The sequence below is a fragment of the Paenibacillus sp. URB8-2 genome (assembly GCF_013393385.1).
Lineage (GTDB): Bacteria > Bacillota > Bacilli > Paenibacillales > Paenibacillaceae > Paenibacillus_AQ.
The window spans coordinates 2,708,196-2,730,000 of record NZ_AP023239.1; the positions used below are offsets into that span (position 1 = coordinate 2,708,196).

Sequence of the window (21,805 nt, forward strand, 5' to 3'; positions counted from 1 at the left end):
CCTTGGGGAACCGGATGTCTTGGTTTATTATGTAAGAGTGTTGATTTCGAGGTTTTAGCAATCTTTAAGTGTGATGTCAACCTATAAAAGGGGATGAATGGCAGTGTCCATCAATGAAAATGAATGGAAAGATGAGCAGGTCCGAGTAGACCGCATAACCGGGCTTCTGAAAAGCCATATTCGGGCCCTTTCCGAAGAGCTTGGGCTGCATCGCAGCGATGTGGTGGAGCTGCGCAAAGATTTTTGGGAAGAGGTAACCGTGAATTTCAGCAGTCCCGACGATCTCGGCGAAACCTCCACCAGTCTGCGGCAGCAGGCCCAGGTATTGTCTGAGCGGGAACGCCATCATCTTCAATCCAGCAAAGCGCTGAAAAAATATAAAAAGCTTGTGGTGTCCCCTTACTTCGGACGCATTGATTTCACAGAAACGCCGGATGGTGAATCCGAGCGGATCTATCTCGGCATCGGCTCGCTGATGGAGGACGACGGCACTTTTCTGATTTATGACTGGCGTGCTCCCATTTCCAGTCTGTATTATGACGGAGCGCCGGGGCCAACATCATTTGAAACTCCCGCAGGCACGGTGAGCGGAGAAATGAGCCTGAAACGGCAGTTTGTCATCGACGATGGAACAATCGAAGTGATGTTCGACACCGGCGTTACAATCGGCGATGAACTGCTTCAGCAGGTGCTTAGCCACAGTGCGGATGACCGGATGAAGAACATCGTTGCTACCATTCAGAAAGAGCAGAACGCGATCATTCGCAACGACCGCAGCCGGATGCTCGTCGTTCAGGGGGCGGCTGGTAGCGGCAAGACATCCGCGGCGCTCCAGCGCGTGGCCTATTTGCTCTACAAGTACCGCGACAGTCTCCAGGCCGACCAGGTCCTCCTGTTCTCACCCAATCCGCTGTTCAACAGCTATGTGTCTACCGTGCTTCCAGAGCTGGGTGAAGATAACATGCAGCAGACGACCTTCCAGATGTATTTGGAGCATCGTCTTGGACAGGAATTTCAGCTTGAGGATGTATTCAGCCAGACGGAAACGCTGCTGAACAGTCCGGACGGCCCCGAGACGGATGCCAGGAGAGACGGAATTGCCTACAAGTCGTCGGTCGCGTTCCTCGATGCCATCCGCCGCTATGCAACAAGGCTGGAGCGTGAAGGAATGCTCTTTAAGCCTCTTATGTTTCAGGGCCGGGCAATTGTGTGCAAAGAAGAAATGGAGCGTAAATTTTACGGATATGATCCATCCATCAGGCTGGCGAACCGGATCGACCTCATGACGGGCTGGCTGCTGAAGAAAATCGCCGTATTCAGCCATGAGGAGAGGAGCGCGGCCTGGGTGGAGGACCAGATCGAGCTGCTGGACTCCGGAGAGTACCACCGCGGCTACCAGATGATGCGGCGCAAGCAGCGGGGCAAGGAAGAAACGTTCGACGATTACGACACGGAGAAGGAGCTGCTCGCCCGCTATGTGGTCAGCCAGCGTCTCAAGCCACTGCGGGGGTGGGTCAAACGCAGTCGCTTTGTAGACGCGAATGGGCTCTATTCCCGGCTGTTCCAGGACAGGGAGCTGCTGGAGAGCCTGAGCGAAGGCGCCGCGCTTCCAGCGAGCTGGAACGAAGTCAGCCTTCAGACGCTGGATGCGCTCTCGGCCGGCGAGCTTGCTTATGAAGATGCCACGCCGTTCCTTTATTTGAAGGAGCTCAGCCAGGGCTTTCATACCAACACTGGCATCCGTTATGTTTTTGTGGACGAGGTGCAGGATTACTCGCCGTTCCAGCTCGAGTTTCTGCGCCGTCTCTTCCCCCGGGCCAAAATGACCGTGCTGGGCGATCTCAACCAGGCCATTTATGCCCAGGGTGAGGCGCTCGGCGAATTGGCGGGACTGGAGAGCATCTACGGGAAAGAGAACACGGAAGTCGTATCGCTCACCCGAAGCTACCGTTCCACGTACGAGATTGTCGAGTTTACGCGGTCGATGATTCCCGGCGGAGAGAGGATCGTTCCTTTTAACCGCAGAGGAGAAGAACCGGTGATCCGTGAGGTTTCAGGAAGCGAGGAGCTTTTGTCCAAGGTGGAAGAAGATATCCTGAACCTGCATGCTCGCGGCTACCATTATGTCGCGGTCATCTGCAAGACAGCCGGGGAGAGCTCAGGGGTTTATGCCGGTCTCAAAGATAAGCTAGCGGTTCAGCTCGTGACTAAGGAGACGCCGAATTTCCAGAAGGGGACGCTCGTTCTGCCCGCTTATTTGGCCAAAGGGGTCGAATTCGACGCGGTAATTATCTATGACGGTTCCGCGAAAAGCTACGGGAGAGAAAGCGAACGGAAGCTGTTCTACACAGCCTGCACGAGGGCCATGCATGTGCTGCATATTTTTTGCCTCGGTGAACCGAGCCGTTTCATTCCCGTCCAATCGGTGGACACCGGCAGCCGCGTCCAATAAATCCATAATTGCAAAAGGCCGTTCCTGTGACCATTCGGGGACGGCTTTTTGTAAATATAAGACTTTATAAGCTTCGCGCTTATCGTTTGGTCTTATTTTTCTACGAGAAACGGATGCCTTCCTCTTCCAGAGGACGGCGCAGCCGTTTCTTCTTGCGAGAGTGAATAATCGGTGCGGAACAAACCACAATAAAAGGTGTTGTGAACGAAGAACAAAGGTGGTCCGTACATGAAAGATAAAAAGTGGGATTTGCTGGCACTGGCGTCCATCCCTTTTATCATGACTCTTGGAAATTCCATGCTGCTGCCGGTGCTGCCGCAAATTTCCCGAAAGCTGGCGATCAGCTCCTTTCAGGTAAGTATGATCATAACGGTATACGGTGTTGTCGCGATTGTTATGATTCCCATTGCCGGATATCTTTCCGACCGGTTCGGACGTAAAGCCGTCATTCTTCCAAGCCTTATCATCGCGGCTCTCGGCGGGGGCGTGTCCGCGGCCGCGGCATGGTTAATGGCAGGTACGACCGCTTACTGGGTGATTCTGAGCGGGCGTTTTTTGCAGGGAATCGGGGCAGCGGGCGCTTTTCCCATCGTTCTGCCTTTTGTCGGCGATATGTTCCGGGATGAAGAGGAGGTCAGCAAAAGTCTTGGCCTGATCGAGACCTCCAACACCTTCGGCAAAGTGCTCAGTCCGATTCTCGGCGCTTATCTGGGAACGCTGCTGTGGTATCTTCCGTTTATCACAATTCCGGCCTTGTGTCTGGTTTCATTTTTGCTGGTTGTGTTCCTGGTCAAGAGTCCGAAGAAGAAAGAGCGCGAGTCATCGACTGTGAGGCAGTTTCTTTCGGGTATTCGTGATGTGCTGCATGAAAAGGGACGCTGGCTGTATGCCATATTCGCCGTCGGCTGCATCTGTATGTTCGTTACGTTCGGCGTACTGTTCTATCTGTCGGAAACGCTGGAATCTGCTTATAACCTGCATGGTTCGATGAAAGGCCTTGTGCTTGCCATACCGCTCGCACTGCTCTGCCTGTCCTCGTACGGAGCCGGAAAAATAATAGGCAAAAATAAAAAGCGGATGAAATGGATCGGGTTCGGCGGAATGGCGCTGCTCACGGCATCCATGGTTATTACCGGTTTTTACAGTGGAATCTATTTTATGGTGGGCTTTCTGGGACTTGGCGGAATCGGGATAGGCGTCTCGCTGCCCTGCCTGGATGCATTGATTACCGAAGGGGTTGAAAAAGAGAACCGCGGCACGATCACCTCCTTGTACAGCAGTATGCGGTTTATCGGAGTATCGCTCGGTCCGCCGGCCGTTTCCTTGCTGATGAATGCCGGCCACTGGGCGTTGTTTGGCACAATGGCGGCGGTTGGGGCTGTCGGCGGACTGCTGACCCTGCTTGCCATCAAACCGAGCGAAGGGGAAAAGGGGGGGAAGAAGGGAGTAGAAAACATCTCCCGTTACAAGCCGGAACAAACCGGACCGGCCGGGACATTCGGGCGCAGGGGCAGGTCTCCGGTCTAATCTTCGTAAATATTGCCGGTATTGCGGCATATTGTTTTCAGAATAAGGCGAAGCTCCTCGATCTGTGACGGAGACAGGCCTGCAAAGGCGGAATCGAGGTTTTGCTGCTCAAGGGCCAGGGTAGAGTCGATCAGCGCTTTCCCTTCTGCGGTAGCGTTCAACAGATAGGCTCTGCGGTCGTTATCGGAGACCGTCTTTGTGATAAGGCCTTTCTTACCCAGCAGCTCGAGGATACGGGCGGTGGTGGGCTGGTCTTTGTCAACGGAAGCGGCAACCGCCTTCTGGTTGACGTTGTCATGGCTTGCTATTGTATAAAGGACTGTCCACTGTTCCGGAGTAATATCAAAGGGTTTCAGGGCACGGGAGAAAAGAATGGAGATCCGCCGGTATGCGGAACCGAGCAGAAAGCCTGGAGAGTGCTGCAGATTGGGCAGGGTCATCGTTGTTCTCCTTTACGTATTCGTTTGTACATTTACATGGTATGACAATTATTTTGGGAATACAAGCAAGCCGATATAAAAAAGCTCTTGCCCGTCTGCCGGGCAAGAGCTTTTTGCAATGGCTCAGGATTATTGCGGCTGCTTGGCAACCTGAGGAACATTCTCCCAGTCTTTGAGGAAGCGTTCAATCCCGTTGTCAGTCAGCGGATGCTTCCACAGCGACGGCAGCAGGGAACCCGGAATCGTAGCGATGTGCGATCCGGCGATGGCGGCCTGCTCCACGTGGGCGATATTCCGAATGCTGGCGGCAATGATTTCGGAGGAAAGACCATAGTTGGTAAGAATCGTCTTCAGGTCTTTGATCAGCTTCATGCCGTCCACCCCGATGTCATCAAGACGGCCGACGAACGGGCTGATATAGGTCGCGCCGGCCTTGGCGGCCATGAGTCCCTGGGCGGCGGAGAAGATCAGGGTGACGTTCGTTTTGATGCCTTTTTTCGTCAGTTCATAGCAGGCTTCCAGGCCGTCTTCCGTCATAGGCAGCTTAATTACGACATTGGAACCCCATTCAGCGATTTCGTAAGCCTCTTCAAGCATTTCCGCGGCTTTCAGACCGATGACTTCGGCGCTGACAGGCCCGGGAACGATTTCAACAATCTCTTTGATAACGTCTTTAAAAAGTCTTCCCTCTTTGGCGATCAGCGATGGATTCGTCGTCACGCCATCCACCAATCCAAGGCGTGTAATCCGCTTTATTTCTTCAATATTTCCGGTATCCAAGAAAAATTTCATTTCCTGTATCCTCCTTTGATTTCCAGTTAAATATAAAGCTTTAGAGATAATTACATTATGGTTCATTACGGCGAAAGATTCAACTGTTATTTTGATTATCTCAAAATAACTATTATATTAAGTGTATCGCTTTCATTTCGTATCTGTCTTATTGCGGATTGGGGGCTTCCGTGTCCGGGTATGAATTAATAAATAAATACGACGGGCAGGTGACTGAAATGGAGAGAATTGCGATTATTTCCGACATCCATGGCAATATGCCCGCGTTAAGGGCGGTTCTTAAGGACATTGCAGGGAGGGGGATATCCAGAATTCAGTGTTTGGGCGATATGGTAGGTAAAGGTCCGGAACCCGCGGAAGCGCTTGATCTTGTCCGCGAATCATGCGAATCGGTTGTCATAGGCAATTGGGAAGCGATGGTGATCGACGAAGAGAACGTCGAAGGGGATCCGGCCGCACGCTGGCACCGGGACCGGCTTGGCGGCGCCCGGCTGGATTATATCCGCAGTCTGCCCTTTGTGCTGGAGTGGGAGATGAGCGGCAGGAAGGTAAGGCTCTTCCATGCTTCTCCCGAAAGCGTGTACGTGCGCGTGCAGCCGTGGATTTCGGAGAGGGAAAGGCTCGGCCTGTTCCTCAATACGGAGGCGACCGCCCGCTCGGGCGCTTTCGGCAAGCCGGACATAGTAGGCTATGGAGACGTTCATCACGCCTACCTCCAGTATCTGCACCGCCGCATGCTGTTCAACGCGGGCAGCGTGGGAACGCCTAGGGATGAACCGACGGCATGCTTCTGCATTATGGAGGGGGTATGGCAGGGAAAGGACCCCGCGCCTTTGTCCCTTCAATTTATACGGGTACCTTACGACATCGAAGAGGCGGCTGCTATAGCGCGAAAGAAAGCGGAGCAGGAAGGAATGCCAGGCCTTGATGTCTTTCTGCGCCAGCTGACGACGATGCGTCCCGGCAAATAGAACTTCCTTCGGCAGAAAATATCGGCAGATTGCACAAAGGGCATTTTCGCCCGGGCCTGCCCGTGATAAGATTAAATCGGCATGTCGATTTCCGTGACAAGGCGGGGAAGAGGATGATCTACGCGGTTCTGGCACGTAGAGAATACGGTTCATGAAGACGAAAGGACGGCGATCCTGGAGCTGGAACAGTCGGCTGAGTGAGGAGCGAGGGCAATGAAGGTTACAATAAATCAGACCGTGATATCGGCGGAGCAGGGAGACATTACATCTTGGAGCGGCGATTGCATCGTAAACGCCGCCAATACCGGACTGTTTGGCGGTGGAGGAGTAGACGGGGCGATTCACCGCGCCGGAGGGCCCAAGATTGCCGAAGAATGCGCTTTGATTCGCAGCAGACAGGGCGGCTGCCTTCCGGGCGAAGCGGTCGCCACGGGAGCAGGCAATCTGCCGTTCCGGGCCGTCATTCATACGGTGGGACCAATTTGGAAAGGCGGCACGGCGGGCGAGGCCGACATACTGACGAAATGTTATATTAACAGCCTGGCGCTGGCTGCTGCCCTAAGCGCGCGCAGCGTCGCTTTTCCGAATATCTCGACGGGCATCTACGGATTTCCGAAGCCGCTGGCTTGCAGCGTCGCTATGAATGCGGTTGCCGAATACGTCAATGGAGCGGAGCAGGAAGACGGCGTCCTGGAAAGAATCGATTTTATCTGCTATGAAGGCGATAACGCAAGGTTGTACCAAGAAGCGCTGACAAATATGGGCAAATCCGTTAGTGAATGACGATCAAAGACCCCTTGAGGAAAGGAAGAGGAAAGTGATCAATTCCGATGTGGAATACGCGGTTGTGGATTCCGGGAATTCCGACCTGCGGCGCCTGATCGCCAAGCTTGATGAAGAGCTCCTGGAAAGGTATCCGCAGGAGCGGATTTACGGAGTCGATTTCGATCATCCCGACGTGCGCAAGATCATCTTTATAATCGCCCGTCATCGGGGGGAAGCGCTCGGCTGCGGAGGAATCCGTCCCTTAACGGAGAACGGCGCCGAGCAGCCAGCGGCTGAACTAAAGCGGTTCTTCGTGGACCGCGGAAGCCGCAAGATGGGTATTGCTTCAGGCATGCTGAAGTACCTGGAAGACCAGGCGCGCGGGCGCGGATTCCGGGAGATGAGACTGGAGACGGGCGGAGATCAGCCGGAAGCGATAGCGCTCTATATGAAGCATGGCTACCGGCCGATTGACCGTTTCGGCATTTATGCGGATAATCCGGAATGTCTCTGCTACGGCAAAAGCCTGGACTGATGATAGGCTGTCAGGCGTGATATTTGCCGACCGGCTCGTTCAGCACCCATTCCAGCATGATGATCATGTCGTCCAGCCGGGCAAGCTGCGAGGCAAGAGCCGGGCGGCCCGGATCGTCTTCCGATAATGGGGCGAGGCGCGTTTCCAAAGACCTGCGCTGGAGAGTCATCTCGTTGATTTTGGATTTGATCTGATTTTCGGTTCTCATCCGAAAGTCCTCCTGAAAGAAATGAAATTGGGAAATACTGAATACTAGACTATTATAACGGCAAATAGGGGTGTAACCAAATGAACGCGAAGCAGTTGGCGGCGGAAGCGGCGGTTGATTATGTAAAAGAAGGAATGAAGGTCGGTCTCGGGACGGGGTCCACGGCCTACTGGGCCATCCGCAAGCTGGGAGAGCGGGTCGCCGAAGGCCTGAACATTACGGCAGTCGCGACCTCAAGAGCTTCAGAACAGCAGGCGAGAGAGCTTGGAATTCCGCTCGTATCTTTCGGTGAGATCGACCGTCTTGACCTCACGATCGACGGAGCGGACGAGCTGGACGGAGAGCTTCAGCTCATCAAAGGCGGAGGCGGAGCCCTTCTGCGCGAGAAGATTGTCGCAAAAGGCAGCGACCGGATGATCGTAATCGCCGATGAGGGCAAGGTTGTCCGGAAGCTTGGCAAATTTCCGCTGCCTGTGGAAATCGTCCCGTTTGCCTGGGAATGGACATTGGCGGATCTGGCCAAACTCGGCTGCGTTCCGGAGCTTCGGCGCGACGGAACAGACTTATATAAAAGCGACAACGGAAATTACATAGCGGACTGCCGGTTTGAAATCATAGAATCTGCGCCCAAGTTGGCTCTGGCTCTACATTCCATTCCGGGTGTTGTTGAACATGGACTGTTCATTGGGATAGCGGATATGGCGATCGTGGGAAAAAGCGACGGTAGCCTTGAAGTGATCCATAGTAAAGCGAAGGCTTGACACGGGACGCTCGCCGCAAGATTTGGATAAGGAGAGCGGCAATCTTTTGTCTCTTAGCATATTCGGGCTGTCTGCTCTATTGGATGTTTCTCGGCTTCGGGCGGACCGTCCGGCATGACCTCCCGATGAGATCTAATCTTGTTCCGCTTCGAACGGTGTGGTATTATCTTTCGGCGGACGGCGGGCTGTCTATGGCCGCGAGGCTGGTCAACTTGCTGGGCAATGTAGCAGTTTTTGTTCCTGTCGGCATGTTGGTGCCTTTGGCAACCGGCCGCCTGCTGTCGCCGGTTCGTCTGGCGGTCCTGTTTATCCCGTGCATTGCGGCGCTTGAGATCCTGCAAATGGTGCTGCGAATCGGGAGCTTTGATGTCGACGACATTCTGCTCAACCTGCTGGGAGTGTGGACCGGCTTCGGGCTGCTGCGGCTGTCCGGCATAACGAGAATAAGGAGATTGTGAATACAATGCTTACTGATATTAAATCCAAAATCGATTCTCACGATGTTGAGGAATTGCTGTCTTATGCGGTTATCTCCGATCCCGGCGAACTTGAAAGAGTCCGCGCGGAATATAAGGAGGAAGTTCCTCTTAAGCTCTACGGCTGGGAGGAAGAGGAGCTGCTGGTCGGCCTGATCGGCTTTGAAGAGACCGAGGACGGTTCGATCGACATCCGCCATATCGCCGTGCTTCCGGAAAATCGCGGAAAAGGCTACGCCCGCGGCATGATTCTGGAGCTGCTGGCCGATCGCCAGCCCCGGTATGTCATCGCGGAAACTGAGGACGAGGTGGCGGCAAATTTTTACCGCAGTCTGGGCTTTATGGTGTATTCGCTGGGAGAGAATCCATCCGGTATTGAACTGCTTCGCTGCGTATACGAAGTGGAAGATTCGGAGGATGAAGATTAAGGAGCTGGGGGACTGCTGGCATGTCATCAATGATGACTTGCCGGCAGTCCCTTTTTTTAAAATAAAAGAATGTATAAGCTGTGCGCTTATCATTTTGTCTTATATTTCTACGAGAAACGGTACCTAAAAGCGATACTCGTATCGCTACTTCGGAAGCTTAAGCTCCCTAAAAGGACGGCGAAGCCGTTTCTTCTTGTGCGGATTGGCTGCGCTTGACTTTTCCGGCTGACCGAAATATAGTTTTACAATAAAACAGTTTTACACTCGAACTATTTCTGGAAGGGGGGTCATGGACATGAACGACGAAGCCAGACAGTGGATTTACCGCTACATTGACGCGTATCACATTGTGACCCGACGGATCAACGCCAAGATCAGGGAAAGCATCGACGAGGGTCTGACGAGCGAACAGTTTCAGATTCTCAGAATGATCGACGGGCAGCCCCGCTGCACCTCTACGTATCTGTCGGAAGTTTCTTGTGTGGGCAAAAGCTCCATTACCGCAATCATCAACCGGCTGGCGGAAGCGGGCATCATCGAGCGGACCCGGGACGAGAACGACAGACGTCTGGTTTACCTGACGATTACCGAGTACGGACGCGGCGTATATGAAACGGCGGAACAAAAAGTGCTGGAGGTCATCTCGCCCTACTTGATAAACTTCGATAAGGACAAAGTCGAGCAGTTTATCACCATGTTCGAGAGATTGGCCGAATTAATGCAGGAACCGGGAGGAAGAAACGAATGAGAGGCATTTTGAAAGCGAGATGGGCAATTATCGCGGTATGGCTGGCGGCGGCAGTGATTCTGGTTATGACGGCTCCGTCCTTCTCTGATCTGGTCCGGGAGAAAGGCCAAATCTCCGTTCCAGCGGGCTACACTTCCTCCAAAGCTTCCGAGATTCTAAGAGAAGTGTCCGACGCCAAAGGCGGAGAAACGCTTCACCAGGTCGCACTGGTGTTCAACAGGCCGCAGGGTCTTGGCGAGAAGGAGACGGAGAGCATCCGGCAGGGAGTGGAGAAGCTCGCCGCCAATAAGGAGAAGCTTGGACTGGACAGCATTACGGACCCTTTTTCGCAGGAGGCGTTAAAGGATACCCTGATTGCCAAGGACGGCAAGACCATTCTGGTCGCTATGTCGGTCAAAGGCGGGGATGATGCCGTCAAAGCGCTGCCGGATAAGGTGGATGCCCTGCTGAAATATGTGAATTCAGATCATTACCTGACCAGCGAGGGTTTGATTAACGAGGATACGATCCTCAGCTCGGAAGCGGGCCTCAAAAAATCGGAGTACATCACCGTTGTCTTTATCCTTCTGATCCTGCTGGTTGTGTTCCGTTCAGTCGTGGCACCGTTCGTGCCGCTGCTGACCGTGGGGCTCAGCTATATCGTTTCGCAGTCGATCGTGGCGTTTCTTGTGAACCGGTTCGATTTTCCGCTGTCCACATTCACGCAGATCTTTATGGTGGCCGTTATGTTCGGTATCGGGACGGACTACTGCATTCTGCTGATCAGTCGGTTTAAAGAAGAACTGGCGGCGTCGGAGGATACCAAATCTGCCATTATCGAGACGTACCGAAAAGCGGGCGGGACCGTGTTCTTTTCCGGTCTGGCGGTGTTTGTCGGCTTCGTCGTCATCGGCCTGTCCAAATTCATTCTGTACCGTTCGGCCGTTGCGGTCGCCGTCGGAATCGCGGTGATGCTGCTCGCGCTGGTTACTGTCGTGCCTTTCTTTATGGCGGTGCTGGGCAAGAAGCTGTTTTGGCCGTCGCGAGGCAGTCTGGAGCACAGCGAAAGCCGGATTTGGGGAGCGGCAGGTTCCTTCTCTTTAAAAAGACCTTGGGCGGCGCTGCTGATCGTCGCGGCTGTTGTGCTTCCTTTTCTGCTTACATACAGCGGCAAGCTGTCGTTCAACAGCATGGAGGAGATCGGCGGCCGTTACGCATCAGTCAAAGCGTTCAATATCATAGCGGACAGCTTCGGTCCGGGCGAATCGATGCCCGGCAAGCTTGTCATCAAGAACGATGACCGCATGGACAACGCGGAATATATGGGACTCGCTGAAAAAATCAGCCGCGAGGTTGAACAAGTCGACGGTGTAAAAACGGTCCGCAGCATGACCCGGCCAACCGGCGAGCAGATTAACGATTTTCTGATTCCGACGCAGGTCGCGACATTGTCGGAAGGGTTGGGCAAGAGCAGCGAGGGCTTGAACAAAATCCAGAGCGGCTTGGCGGATGCCAGCAACCAGCTCAAGCAGAATGAGCCGAAGCTGACGGAGGCCGCCTCTGGCGCAGAACAGCTCGTAAATGGTACGGCCGATCTGAAATCGGGGGTTGCCGCACTGGGAGACGGTCTGACCCGCATCCAGAAAGGCATTGTGAGCGGATCGGCGGGTGCGGGCGAGATCAAGAGTGGATTGCAGCAGGCCGCGGCGAGTGCGCAGCAGCTGGCGGACGCCCATAAGAAGCTGCTGGCCGGGTACAAGCAGATCGGCGGAGGCTTAACTGCACTGGATGGCGGCATCGGCCAAATTCAGCAGCAGCTGTCCGGTGTGGCGGCGTCGCTGACCGGGCTGGGTTCGAGCTTTACCGGTCTGGAGGGAAGCCATCCTGAACTGCTGCAGGATGCGGACTACCAGACCATCAAGGGTACGGTCACAGAGACCGGTGAAGGAACCGCGAAGCTTGCAGCCGGGCTCGGACAAATCTCCGGGCAGCTGAAAGGCGCCGCAGCGGGGCTGGACGAAGCAAACGCAGGCTATGCCAAGGCTGCTGCCGGACAGGATGCGCTGGCGCAAGGGCTGCAAAAGCTGGTAACCGGCATCGCGCAGCTCCAGTCCGGATTGGATCAGGCTGCCGGCGGGCAGAGTCAAATCGTCGGCAAGATTCCATCCATTACGGGCGGGCTGGACCAGCTGCAAGGTGGACAGCAGCAGCTTGCGGATGGCTTCGGCGAGCTGAACGGGCAAATCGGCGAGCTGACGAAGGGACTCAGCGACAGCGCGGACGGTCTGAAGCAGATTACCGGCGGCCTCGGCTCAGCGCAGGATTACCTGAACCAGGTTCAAGCGGCCGGGGACAATGAACTGAGCGGTTTCTTCATTCCGGCGGAAGCGCTGGAATCGGATGACATTCAACAGGTATTCGACAATTATTTGTCGGACGACCGTAAAGTGATGACAATTGACGTCGTCTTCGCCGATAATCCGTACAGCACCGAGGCGATTGACAAGGTGGGCGATATCCAGACGGCGGTTGCACGGGCCGTTAAAGGCACGAAATTGGAAAATGCGGAAGTGGCCATGAGCGGTGTATCTAGCTCCTTCAGCGACCTGCAGACCATTTCCAATGCGGACTATTCACGGACCGTTATGCTGATGCTTGGCGGCATTTTCATCATACTGGTCTTTTTGCTCCGATCCGTCATTATGCCCGTTTACCTCATTCTGTCGCTTGTCCTGACCTACTTTACGGCCATGGGCGTAACGGAAGCGGTATTCGTTAATATGCTGGGATATTCCGGTATTACATGGACGACCCCATTCTTCAGCTTCGTCATGCTGATTGCCCTTGGCGTCGATTACAGCATCTTCCTGATGGCTCGCTTTAACGAAAATCAAGGCTGGGACGTCAAGGATGCCATTCTGCATGCGATGCGAAACATGGGCACCGTCATTTTATCGGCGGTCATTATTCTTGGAGGCACGTTCGCTTCGATGTATCCTTCAGGCGTGCTGTCCATGATGCAGATCGCGACCGTGGTGCTGTCGGGCCTTGCAATGTATGCGTTCCTGTTCCTGCCGTTCTTCGTTCCTGTCATGGTAAGAATGTTCGGCAGAGCGAACTGGTGGCCGTTTAAGATGAAGGAGCCGGAGGAAGCGGCGGACCAAGCTGCACATGTAACGTTGACGCGAGTTTAGATTCTGCTATACGCCGCTACAGAGCAGCGGAAAAAAGCCAGCCTTCGGGCTGGCTTTTTTCGTCTCAACTGCGTATTCAAATGTTCATTTGCTGTCCGCTATCACATATTGACATTGGATAAAATTTGGAGCAGACTATACTTAGTAATGCTAAATAATAAGGATAGCAAGGTGATGTAATGAGCGATCCGGCAAGCCAGCTTAAGAAGGGTGTTCTCGAGATCCTGGTATTGCATTTGCTGGGCCGCAGAAATCTGTACGGATACCAGTTGATCAGCGAATTGGATGAAAGAAGCGACGGGTATTTCAAGCTTAAAGAAGGAACCCTGTACCCCGTGCTGTATCGTCTGGAAGATTCGGGGCTGGTGGAGAGCTACTGGGAGCAGGATACCGGCAAGCGCGGAGTCCGCCGTAAATACTACCGGATTACCGCAGAGGGCAAAGCTTGGCTGCGGGAAATGACCGGAGAGCTTGCGCTTTTTTATCATTCCATTTACAAGATTATGGGAGATGAGAGTTTATGAGCCAAAGATTGAAGCTCTACATCAGCGAAGTAATAGCGGGAATTGATGCGGATCCTGTAACGAAGCAGAGAATCGCAGAAGATTTGCTGACTACATTGACGGAAAGGGCAGAGCGCAGCAGCGTCGGCCAGGTACTGGCCCAGTCAGGAGCGCCCGAGGAAATGGCTAGGGATTATATGAATGGACTGTACGGACCTGAAGCATCCACGGGATACAGCGATAATCAAGCGCCTTATCATGGATACGGCAAGGATGCCGCCGATTATTACGAATACAAATCCTCGTTGACGGTTCTTGATCTGCCTTTAGTGCATATTAAATTCCGCAGACGGGGGTGGTTCTTTGGAGGCGCGCCTGCGGTTGCCAAAGGAATTATCGCCATCGGCGATGTGGCGCTGGGAGCTTTTGCCGTCGGGGGAATAGCGGCAGGCGGTATCAGCATCGGAGGCTTGTCCGCAGGACTCCTCGCGCTGGGAGGAGCGGCGCTGGGAGCCGTTGCGGCGGGCGGAGCCGCAGCGGGAGTCCTTGCCTTTGGAGGGGTAGCGGTCGGAGCGGTGGCGCTTGGAGGTCTGGCCATTGGCAAGATCGCCATCGGAGGCAGCGCCTTCGGAAGCTATACGATCAGCGCTGCAGATACCGGCACCTTCTCGCTGGAGCTGCTGCGCAGGATGCTGGAGGAAGCTTTCCCGCGTGCGGCTGACTGGCTGAGCCGTTTGAGACCGTAAGCCTGATGTTACCGCAGATGAACAAGAACCTCCGCTTTTCTCCCGGGAAGGAGAAGCGGAGGTTCTTGCGTCAGTTGAAAGACTTTGGATCTAGCGCATTTTCGCAAAGAAGCTGCGCAGCGCCCAGCCGCGTTCCTGCCGCTTCTTATACCTTGGCAGCGAACGGTAGACGGCGACGGATTCGTCGAAAGACCGCTTCGCTTCGGCCTCCTGGCCCAGTGCCTTATACATGGACCCGAGCAAATAATAAGCCTCACTGGAAGAAGACTGGATTTCATGAAACTCGTGCAAATAATGCAGCGCCTTGTCGCGATTGCTGTGGCGGAACGCTTCCGCGAGGCGAAGATAAGGCTGACCGTACTGCACTCTTTGGTTAATCTCCAATCCGCGCAGCATTTGGCTTTCTCCTTCCTCAAGCTGTCCCAGCTTTATATTCGCATATCCCAGATCGACCCAGTATTCGGCGGACTGCTCATAGCGGTCTTCGATTTGCAGCAGAAGCTCCTGCGCTTCCCTATATTTCTTGCGCTCCGCCAGGAGACGGGCCAACTCGAACTTGGAAGAAACATCATTCGGGTTAAGCGAGATTTGAGTGCGAAGTCTGGAGCTTTGTCTTGCTCTGCGAAATGGCCTTGAGATGCTCGGGAACACGCCCACATAGCGGCGGTCAAGGAAATACACCACCGCAAGCAGAATGATCACCGCGAGAAACGGATTCCCCACGAGCCTCCACAGCAGCATAAAAACGATAAATTTAACCATGATTCCCCTCCAAAGATAGTGGTTCCGGTACAACAGCAAACGTAACAATCCACATGCATTATATCATTCTTTTGTACGGCAGAAAATGGTAACTGTAATTGCGTTCATAGCTTGATTCCGACTGCAGCGGGGAGCGATGAGCAGAATAATGCAGAAAACTTGAAACGATACATCTTTTTATCGTTCTCAACCCTCAACTGTATAAAATGCCTGAAAAAGTGCAGTTTTTGTCCCATTCAATCCTAATTTCAGTCAGTACAGCCTCAAATACCTGTACGATGGAGGGAATTCCCTGCTCACAAACGCTTTCGATGAAAAAACCTGCACTATAGCTGTTTTGCAAGACGTTGCACATAGAATAACGACCAACTTGTCATCATCCCGGTTACTCCACCCTTAGTTATTTCGGGTTAGGACCGCTACTCATACGAATGTACCATCTTGTCCTGTGAAATCTTACCCTCAAAAAAATCCGAATCCCATTGCTCTGATCATTGATCGTAGTTCATTTGTCGGCTCCTGATGAGCCGTAAGAACGGTTTTGGGCTGAATCAGGAAACTTCCTTCGCTTCGACGCGTCTACAGATTAAAGTGATTCCGGCTGTAATGACATGATGAAGGGAAGTGAACTGATAGCTGCATGCAATCTAATGAAGCATCTGCCTGGTCTGCTGCTTGCCTCCACCTTAGTATTTGCTGTATTGCCGTTTCCCGTGAAGACAGCACAGTCTCCGGTGTAAGCCCCGACATAGCTGTAGGGATCAAGGAAGTCACAGCGGAGCCGGCTTTGGGGCGGCAGCGCCTTTGCGCTTTTTACCGTCTGGATTATCGGGAGTAAGAGCTGTTTACGGCAGCGGTGGAAATCTGTTCGAGGCGATAAATAGAGAAGGGCCGCTTTGACTGGTTACGAAGGAGAAGGCTGAAACCGGACATTCACCCGTCAACGTTTAGGTACAGTAGGACTTGGGAACAGGCTGTATAACAGGGTGCCTAAGACTATGCAACTATTTTTCCCCGATAACTCATAAAATCGGTTTAGGTCTGGAAAGAATAGGGTAAATAAAAAACACGTTAACTTGCAAATAAGGAGCGATTATGAAAAGGAGGCCGATTTAAATGACCTTATCCGTACATAACCTTATGGCGTTCAATCAGCAATATTTAAGACCTCAGCCGTCTGTTGATTTTAAACGGGAAACCGTCCAAGAGAAAAGCCAGAGCTTTCAGGATATTCTGAATGAAAAGATGAGCTCCGGCGGTATGGGCTTAAAAAAGTAATCAGTTAACTCTTGAAGATAACCGGCCGGGGATTCGCCGTAATGGCGAGTTGCCGGTTTTTTGCAATGTCTTCATTTCATTGTCTATCTTACTTCAAAGAATTCGCAGTCCCGCCGCGAGTAATAGGTCAGGTCGCTGACCCTTGACTGGATAATCACATCTGTATCGGTGAACCTTACCACCGTCGCTCCCGAGTTGATCAAATGATCATTCTGGAACACGCGAACGGGCAGCTGTCGTTCCATCGCCTCCTGAAAGTCGTGGTCGGTGACCAAAGGTCGGTTTATCGGCATGAATAAAGTTCTCCTTTTCGCAATAATGGCAAAACAAAAGTAAAACCAGTATACCCGTGAAATGTCCGCAGCACCAGTCCAAGCGAAATCTGCTCCAGTTTGCCTGCCGGAATGAAAATTACTGAAAACTTGCCTTGAAAACGAAATCACCGTTATACTTGGGATTACTTTAAGGCGGGAGGTGATCTTTTGAAGACAAAAAATAATTTCACGTCTATTCCGTTCATTCTGCAATGGACACTCAATGCCGCGCTCGTCGTGCTGGCGGTCATACTTGTCATTCTTCTCGGCAAGGAGACTGTCTATATTTTCGGCTTTATCAACGATGGCGGCCATCTGACCAAACTGGACTTGCTGGAAGCTTTGCTGATTTATTTTTTGTATTTCGAGTTCATTGCCCTGATTATCAAGTATTTTGAAGCGCATTATCATTTCCCGCTTAGGTATTTTATCTACATCGGCATAACGGCAATGATCCGGTTGATTATTGTCGATCATGAAAGTCCGTCAGACACGTTGATCTACTCCGGAGCTATCCTGCTGCTAGTGGTCACACTGTATATTGCCAACAGCAAGATGCTCAAAAGAGAGAATTAACAAAGTTGTTTCAATAATTTGCTGTGAGGACAGAACGCCGACCGGGTGCGGGAAGCGGATCTGTTCTTTTTTTGAAAAATCAGAAAGTATAAGCTTCGCGCTAATCCTTAACCTGATATTTTTACGAGAAACGGATGCCTTCCTCTTCCAGAGGACGGCGAAGCCGTTTCTTCTTACATATTCCTGCCGCTGTCATTAAGATCGGGCCGCTTCCGTCCACTCCATGAACAGCTTGAAATCCGCTTCCACCTGGTCGGCATAGGCGGCGGCCCAATGTGAGATATGCCGGGCGGGGAGGCCCGGGTCCGGTCCCATCGCTTGGGCGATTTCATTCTCGCTGTGGTAGGGAAGAACCCCGCGGTTGACATCTGCGTCCGCTCTGGCGTGCATTTTTGCCGTGAGCCGGGCCATTATAACAAGTGTGCGTTCCATATCCTCGAACGATTCGATATCCTCAAGCTTCAATCTTTTCTTGTAAGGCGAACGTTCCCGTACGTAGAAATGCCTTTCTTCCATTGTGAAAAAACCGAGATAGGGATCGGCTTTATGATGCATAGCCTGCTGTGTTGCCGTTACGCGCTTTCCCTGATGGCCGAAATAATGCCAAAAGGATTCCGAGTAAGGCATGAAGTAAGCGGGGATCGGCACGCGCACCTCTTTGGCTTCCAGCACCGCGCTGTTCGCATCCTTTTTTTCTCCACCCTCGATCAAAATATAATAGCGATCCAATCCGATCGACGCCGTTCCGGAACCTTCTTTTACCGCGATGTCCTTGATATTGTAATGTTCAGGCGCAGTTCTCCGGGAATTTAACGTATCCAAATAGAACGGCCACGACTGCTCCAGCTTTTCCTGTTCGGCCCTGCCGGGCACTTTCAGCTCCGAGGTTTCGAGGAATATCCGGTCATTCTGCATCAAGGCGGTCACCTTCTCCAAAAAATGCGCCGCTTTGCGCTTCTCCAGTTTCCGAAGCAGTTTTTTAACGGGTCCTTTCGCCGAATCCTCATCGATAATGAATTTCCCCGGGTCATCCTTTTCATTACAAAAAGCTTGAATCTGTCTGTAATACGCCATCACATAGGCCTCAACGCAGTCCCATTGATTCTCAAGGGTGTAGCCGAGTTCCCGGCAGACAAGCACAGTGCTGACAGACATCCGCAGGAGATCGTAGAGGTAGGACCCCACATAACCTTCGTCAAAATCATTGACATCATAGACCAGATTTCCGTCTTCGTTGCGGAAGGCCCCGAAGTTCTCGAAATGCAAATCTCCCTGAATCCAGGTTGGGCGCTCCGGCGAGGAATGGTAGGGGAAATACTGGCGGGTGGCGTCAAAATAGAACAGATACGCGCTGCCCCGGAAAAAGGAAAACGGGCTCAGCAGCATCTTGCCGTATTTCTCGGCTCTTTTGTCTTCTCCTAGCTTCATAATTTCGCCGTCAAACTCGTTAAAAATGGAGATCAGCGCCTGCTTGCGCAGCTTCGTCCGTGTGCGGATAACTCCTTCGGTAATGTTTTTATCGATCATGCCGAACCTCCCTGGAAATGTAATAGAATCTATCGTAACCCGGTTTTATTCATTTCGCAAAAATGATAGCTGGCTGCCGCTTAGTTCAACGGCCTCGCTGCGCCTGTGAACAGTATTCTCCCATAACATTAGTGCCGGCTGAATTTCTTTGTTTAATTGAGGGGAGGATATCCGTAAAAAGGGGGGAAAGCCGTATCAAAAAATTATGGATTTGCATTTTGGGGCTGCTGGTTGTTTCCATATTACCGGTGGGGGTGCAGGCCGCGCCGCGAGAGGCCGGGTATCCTTGCAGCCTTATACTCGATGCAAAGCAGAATATGCCAATCAATGCCAAAGGGGTTGTACTGACTGTCGATTGTTTGTTGAACTATAAATGTAAAATGACATTCAAACCATTGTCGGTTTGAATGTCATTTTCTTTGTTAACCGGTTTACCGGGAGGCAAGCCGGGCAAACGCCGCCGCCGCTGCCTCCGGATGATCGGCTCCTGCAATGGCCGAAATGACGGAAATGCCGTCAGCGCCCGCAGCCAGGACAGGAGAGGCATTGTCCGCCGTTATCCCGCCGATGCCGACGAGAGGGATGGAGACGCCTTCTTTGCGCAGATTTCCGATCAGAATCGTGCCCTGCACCGGTCTGGCATCGTCTTTGGACGCTGTCGGGTAGACGGGACCGATGCCGAGATAGTCGGCTCCGTCGGCGATGGCCTGCCGGACCTCCTCGGGCGTATGCGCGGACACGCCGATGATTTTCCGGCTGCCCAGCTGCTCACGGAGAGCCTGCGCCGGCTCGTCGTCCTGGCCGACATGCACACCGTCCGCGTCAATCGCGATCGCCAGGTCGATATCGTCATTAACGATAAAGGGAACGCTGTGGGAGCGGCAGATCCCCTGAAGCTCCCTGGCGAGATTCAGCTTGGCTTCGCCTGTTAGCGCGCCGGGGCCTTTTTCGCGGAATTGAAAGATCGTAACTCCTCCGGCAATCGCCTCCGCAAGCACCTCGGCAGCGGGACGGCGGCAGTTGACGCTGCCCATAATGAAATACACCCGAAGCAGGCTGCGCACGTGTTCGCTGTCCAGTCTGCCGCCGCTGCCGGTCAATGAATCATCCGCACCGGTCAAAGGGGAGCTGAAGAGGGGGTTCCATTCGTTCATCTTGGGTCACTTCCTTCCGCGCGCAGCCTGCGGCCGTACGCAAAATGGTTGGTCGGTCCGTGTCCGCCCCCGATCCCGAGGCCGTCTTCGATAGCCGCCCGGATAAACGCTTTGGCGGTCCGGACGGCTTCCGCCGCCGAACGACCCTTTGCCAGTTCCGCTGTCAAAGCAGCCGAATAGGTACAGCCCGTTCCGTGCGTATGCCGGGTATCGATTCTGGGACTTTCCATGTACACAAACTTCCGTCCGTCATACAGCACATCCGTGACGACGCCATTTCCGCTTCCGTGACCGCCTTTAATAACGACGTAGCGCGAACCCATCTGCGCGATCCTTTTGGCTGCTTCCTCGCAGTCTTCGAGGCTTGCAATGCTCAGGTCAGCGATAATTTCCGCTTCCGGAATATTCGGTGTGGTTACCAGGGCGAGGGGGAGCAAATGCTGAATCAGGGACTGAACCGCTTCCCGCAACAGTAGCGATGACCCGCCTTTGGCTACCATCACCGGATCGATAACGAGATTGCTCCATCCGTACTGCCGGATCTTATCCGCTACAGTTCTTATGATCTCTCCGCTGAACAGCATGCCGGTCTTAACCGCATCCGGGGCCAGATCCTCGCCGACGGAATCGAGCTGCCGCGCCACGGCCTCGGGTTCGAGCGGATACACGCCCTGAACCCCGAGCGTATTCTGCGCCGTCACCGCAGTCAGCGCGGACATGCCGTAGACGCCCAGTTCCTGGAACGTCTTGAGGTCGGCCTGGATTCCCGCGCCTCCGCCACTGTCGGAGCCGGCGATCGTTAACGCTTTGTATACGTTCATCTTTTCGTCTCCCTTGCTGAATAGTTCTGTTTACGCTTGACGGATTCTCGACAGCTTGCCGTATTCGTCCGGCGTAAGAAGCGCCAACTGGTTCAGAAATTCAATCTGGAAGCTGCCCGGACCGTGTGAAGCTGTCTTCTCCGCTGCGAGTTCGGCGGCGACGCCGTAGAAGGAGAGGGCTTCTGCCGCCGCTTCCAGAGGGGAGTCCCCCGCAACCGCCAGGAAAGCGGCGACGACGGAGCTGAGCAGGCAGCCGGTTCCGGTCACTTTGGTCAAAATAGGATGGCCATTGGCTGCGATATACGTTTTCTCTCCATCGGTGATAATGTCCTCTTTTCCGGTAACAATGACGATGCATCCGAGCTTTTTCGCCGCTTTAATGGCCACGGCGGCATGATCGCCGTCGCCTGCTCCGGCGTCCACGCCTTTAATGGACCATTTCTCTCCGATGACGTTGGCAACCTCGGCGACATTTCCCCGCAGCGCGGTAATCTTCATTTCCGAAACGAGACGATGCGTGACTTCCGTCCGGTACGCAGTCGCGCCGGCTCCCACTGGATCGAGAACGACCGGTACACCGTGCTTGTTGGCCGACTGTCCGGCGAGCAGCATGGCCTTGATGGCTTGCTCGTTAAGCGTGCCGATGTTGATCAGGACGGCGCCGGACATCGCAGCTACATCCGCCACTTCTTCATGCGAATCCGCCATAAACGGCGAAGCTCCCAGAGCGAGCAGACCGTTGGCGGTAAAGTTGGTGACGACGATGTTGGTGATGTTGTGGATGAGTGGATTGTTTTCCCGAAGCTTGGTTATGAAAGACATTTGAGTTCCCCCCTAAATTAGTATGA

General features: G+C 53.3%; 22 protein-coding genes. 13 read left to right on the top strand and 9 right to left on the bottom strand.

The annotated features are described in order from the left end of the window. The first annotated feature begins 103 nt into the window (after nt 1–103). Nucleotides 104–2,452: an RNA polymerase recycling motor HelD gene (gene helD / locus PUR_RS12415; protein ID WP_179035505.1), complete on the top strand. Its 2,349-nt coding sequence runs from the start codon at nt 104–106 to the stop codon at nt 2,450–2,452. A 228-nt stretch (nt 2,453–2,680) separates the two neighbouring features. Continuing rightward, complete coding sequence (locus tag PUR_RS12420) at nt 2,681–3,979, top strand: bacillibactin exporter BcbE (RefSeq protein WP_179035506.1); 1,299 nt, start codon at nt 2,681–2,683, stop codon at nt 3,977–3,979. Here the strand turns inward: PUR_RS12420 and PUR_RS12425 are convergent. Then, on the bottom strand, nt 3,976–4,419 hold the full coding sequence (locus PUR_RS12425) for a MarR family winged helix-turn-helix transcriptional regulator (RefSeq protein ID WP_179035507.1): 444 nt from the start codon (nt 4,417–4,419) through the stop codon (nt 3,976–3,978). The genes PUR_RS12420 and PUR_RS12425 overlap by 4 nt on opposite strands. Nucleotides 4,420–4,548: 129 nt before the next feature. Then, nucleotides 4,549–5,211 (bottom strand): fructose-6-phosphate aldolase, encoded by a 663-nt coding sequence (fsa, locus tag PUR_RS12430; protein WP_179035508.1) that lies wholly within the window; start codon nt 5,209–5,211, stop codon nt 4,549–4,551. A gap of 218 nt (nt 5,212–5,429) precedes the next feature. On the opposite strand from fsa, the gene PUR_RS12435 reads away from it, so the two are divergent. The 3 genes from PUR_RS12435 (at nt 5,430) to PUR_RS12445 (ending at nt 7,482) form a co-directional block, all read left to right on the top strand. Continuing rightward, a complete protein-coding gene (locus tag PUR_RS12435; protein ID WP_179035509.1) occupies nt 5,430–6,182 on the top strand; it encodes a metallophosphoesterase family protein in 753 nt (250 codons plus the stop codon). 213 nt (nt 6,183–6,395) lie between these two features. After that, nucleotides 6,396–6,965, top strand: coding sequence for a macro domain-containing protein (locus tag PUR_RS12440; protein ID WP_179035510.1), 570 nt, complete (start codon nt 6,396–6,398; stop codon nt 6,963–6,965). A gap of 34 nt (nt 6,966–6,999) precedes the next feature. After that, entirely contained in the window at nt 7,000–7,482 is a 483-nt protein-coding gene (locus tag PUR_RS12445) for a GNAT family N-acetyltransferase (RefSeq protein WP_232101837.1), read from the top strand. A 10-nt stretch (nt 7,483–7,492) separates the two neighbouring features. Here the strand turns inward: PUR_RS12445 and PUR_RS12450 are convergent, their stop codons facing one another. After that, on the bottom strand, nt 7,493–7,690 hold the full coding sequence (locus PUR_RS12450) for a hypothetical protein (protein ID WP_179035511.1): 198 nt from the start codon (nt 7,688–7,690) through the stop codon (nt 7,493–7,495). Nucleotides 7,691–7,770: 80 nt separating this feature from the next. Between PUR_RS12450 and rpiA the strand changes: the two genes are divergently transcribed. From rpiA to PUR_RS12485, 7 genes are all read left to right on the top strand, one after another. After that, nucleotides 7,771–8,451 carry a ribose-5-phosphate isomerase RpiA gene (rpiA, locus tag PUR_RS12455; RefSeq protein WP_179035512.1) on the top strand — a complete coding sequence of 227 codons (681 nt, stop codon included), beginning with the start codon at nt 7,771–7,773 and terminating at the stop codon, nt 8,449–8,451. Continuing rightward, complete coding sequence (locus PUR_RS12460) at nt 8,448–8,909, top strand: VanZ family protein (RefSeq protein WP_269474721.1); 462 nt, start codon at nt 8,448–8,450, stop codon at nt 8,907–8,909. The genes rpiA and PUR_RS12460 overlap by 4 nt, the downstream gene beginning before the upstream one ends. A 5-nt stretch (nt 8,910–8,914) precedes the next feature. Then, nucleotides 8,915–9,355 carry a GNAT family N-acetyltransferase gene (locus PUR_RS12465; RefSeq protein WP_179035514.1) on the top strand — a complete coding sequence of 147 codons (441 nt, stop codon included), beginning with the start codon at nt 8,915–8,917 and terminating at the stop codon, nt 9,353–9,355. Nucleotides 9,356–9,650: 295 nt separating this feature from the next. Continuing rightward, nucleotides 9,651–10,103, top strand: a complete 453-nt coding sequence (locus PUR_RS12470; protein WP_179035515.1) for a MarR family winged helix-turn-helix transcriptional regulator — start codon at nt 9,651–9,653, stop codon at nt 10,101–10,103. Beyond that, complete coding sequence (locus tag PUR_RS12475) at nt 10,100–13,276, top strand: MMPL family transporter (RefSeq protein WP_179035516.1); 3,177 nt, start codon at nt 10,100–10,102, stop codon at nt 13,274–13,276. Before PUR_RS12470 ends, PUR_RS12475 begins: the two co-directional genes overlap by 4 nt. A 179-nt stretch (nt 13,277–13,455) precedes the next feature. Further along, complete coding sequence (locus tag PUR_RS12480) at nt 13,456–13,800, top strand: PadR family transcriptional regulator (protein ID WP_179035517.1); 345 nt, start codon at nt 13,456–13,458, stop codon at nt 13,798–13,800. Continuing rightward, nucleotides 13,797–14,525 (top strand): hypothetical protein, encoded by a 729-nt coding sequence (locus tag PUR_RS12485; RefSeq protein WP_179035518.1) that lies wholly within the window; start codon nt 13,797–13,799, stop codon nt 14,523–14,525. The genes PUR_RS12480 and PUR_RS12485 overlap by 4 nt, the downstream gene beginning before the upstream one ends. A 90-nt stretch (nt 14,526–14,615) precedes the next feature. Here PUR_RS12485 and PUR_RS12490 read toward each other — a convergent pair whose 3' ends face one another. Next, entirely contained in the window at nt 14,616–15,287 is a 672-nt protein-coding gene (locus tag PUR_RS12490; RefSeq protein WP_179035519.1) for a tetratricopeptide repeat protein, read from the bottom strand. Nucleotides 15,288–16,648: 1,361 nt separating this feature from the next. After that, entirely contained in the window at nt 16,649–16,858 is a 210-nt protein-coding gene (locus PUR_RS12500) for a hypothetical protein (protein ID WP_124694412.1), read from the bottom strand. Nucleotides 16,859–17,047: 189 nt separating this feature from the next. On the opposite strand from PUR_RS12500, the gene psiE reads away from it, so the two are divergent. After that, entirely contained in the window at nt 17,048–17,455 is a 408-nt protein-coding gene (gene psiE, locus PUR_RS12505) for a phosphate-starvation-inducible protein PsiE (protein ID WP_179035520.1), read from the top strand. A 195-nt stretch (nt 17,456–17,650) separates the two neighbouring features. Here the strand turns inward: psiE and PUR_RS12510 are convergent, their stop codons facing one another. From PUR_RS12510 to thiM, 4 genes are all read right to left on the bottom strand, one after another. After that, complete coding sequence (locus PUR_RS12510; RefSeq protein ID WP_179035521.1) at nt 17,651–18,982, bottom strand: DUF2252 domain-containing protein; 1,332 nt, start codon at nt 18,980–18,982, stop codon at nt 17,651–17,653. Nucleotides 18,983–19,413: 431 nt separating this feature from the next. After that, nucleotides 19,414–20,061: a thiamine phosphate synthase gene (gene thiE / locus PUR_RS12515; protein WP_269474729.1), complete on the bottom strand. Its 648-nt coding sequence runs from the start codon at nt 20,059–20,061 to the stop codon at nt 19,414–19,416. Nucleotides 20,062–20,132: 71 nt separating this feature from the next. Then, the gene (gene thiD, locus PUR_RS12520) at nt 20,133–20,957 is read right to left on the bottom strand and encodes a bifunctional hydroxymethylpyrimidine kinase/phosphomethylpyrimidine kinase (RefSeq protein WP_179035523.1); all 825 of its coding nucleotides are present in this window, start codon (nt 20,955–20,957) and stop codon (nt 20,133–20,135) included. 30 nt (nt 20,958–20,987) lie between these two features. Continuing rightward, on the bottom strand, nt 20,988–21,779 hold the full coding sequence (gene thiM, locus PUR_RS12525; RefSeq protein ID WP_179035524.1) for a hydroxyethylthiazole kinase: 792 nt from the start codon (nt 21,777–21,779) through the stop codon (nt 20,988–20,990). Nucleotides 21,780–21,805: the final 26 nt, after the last annotated feature.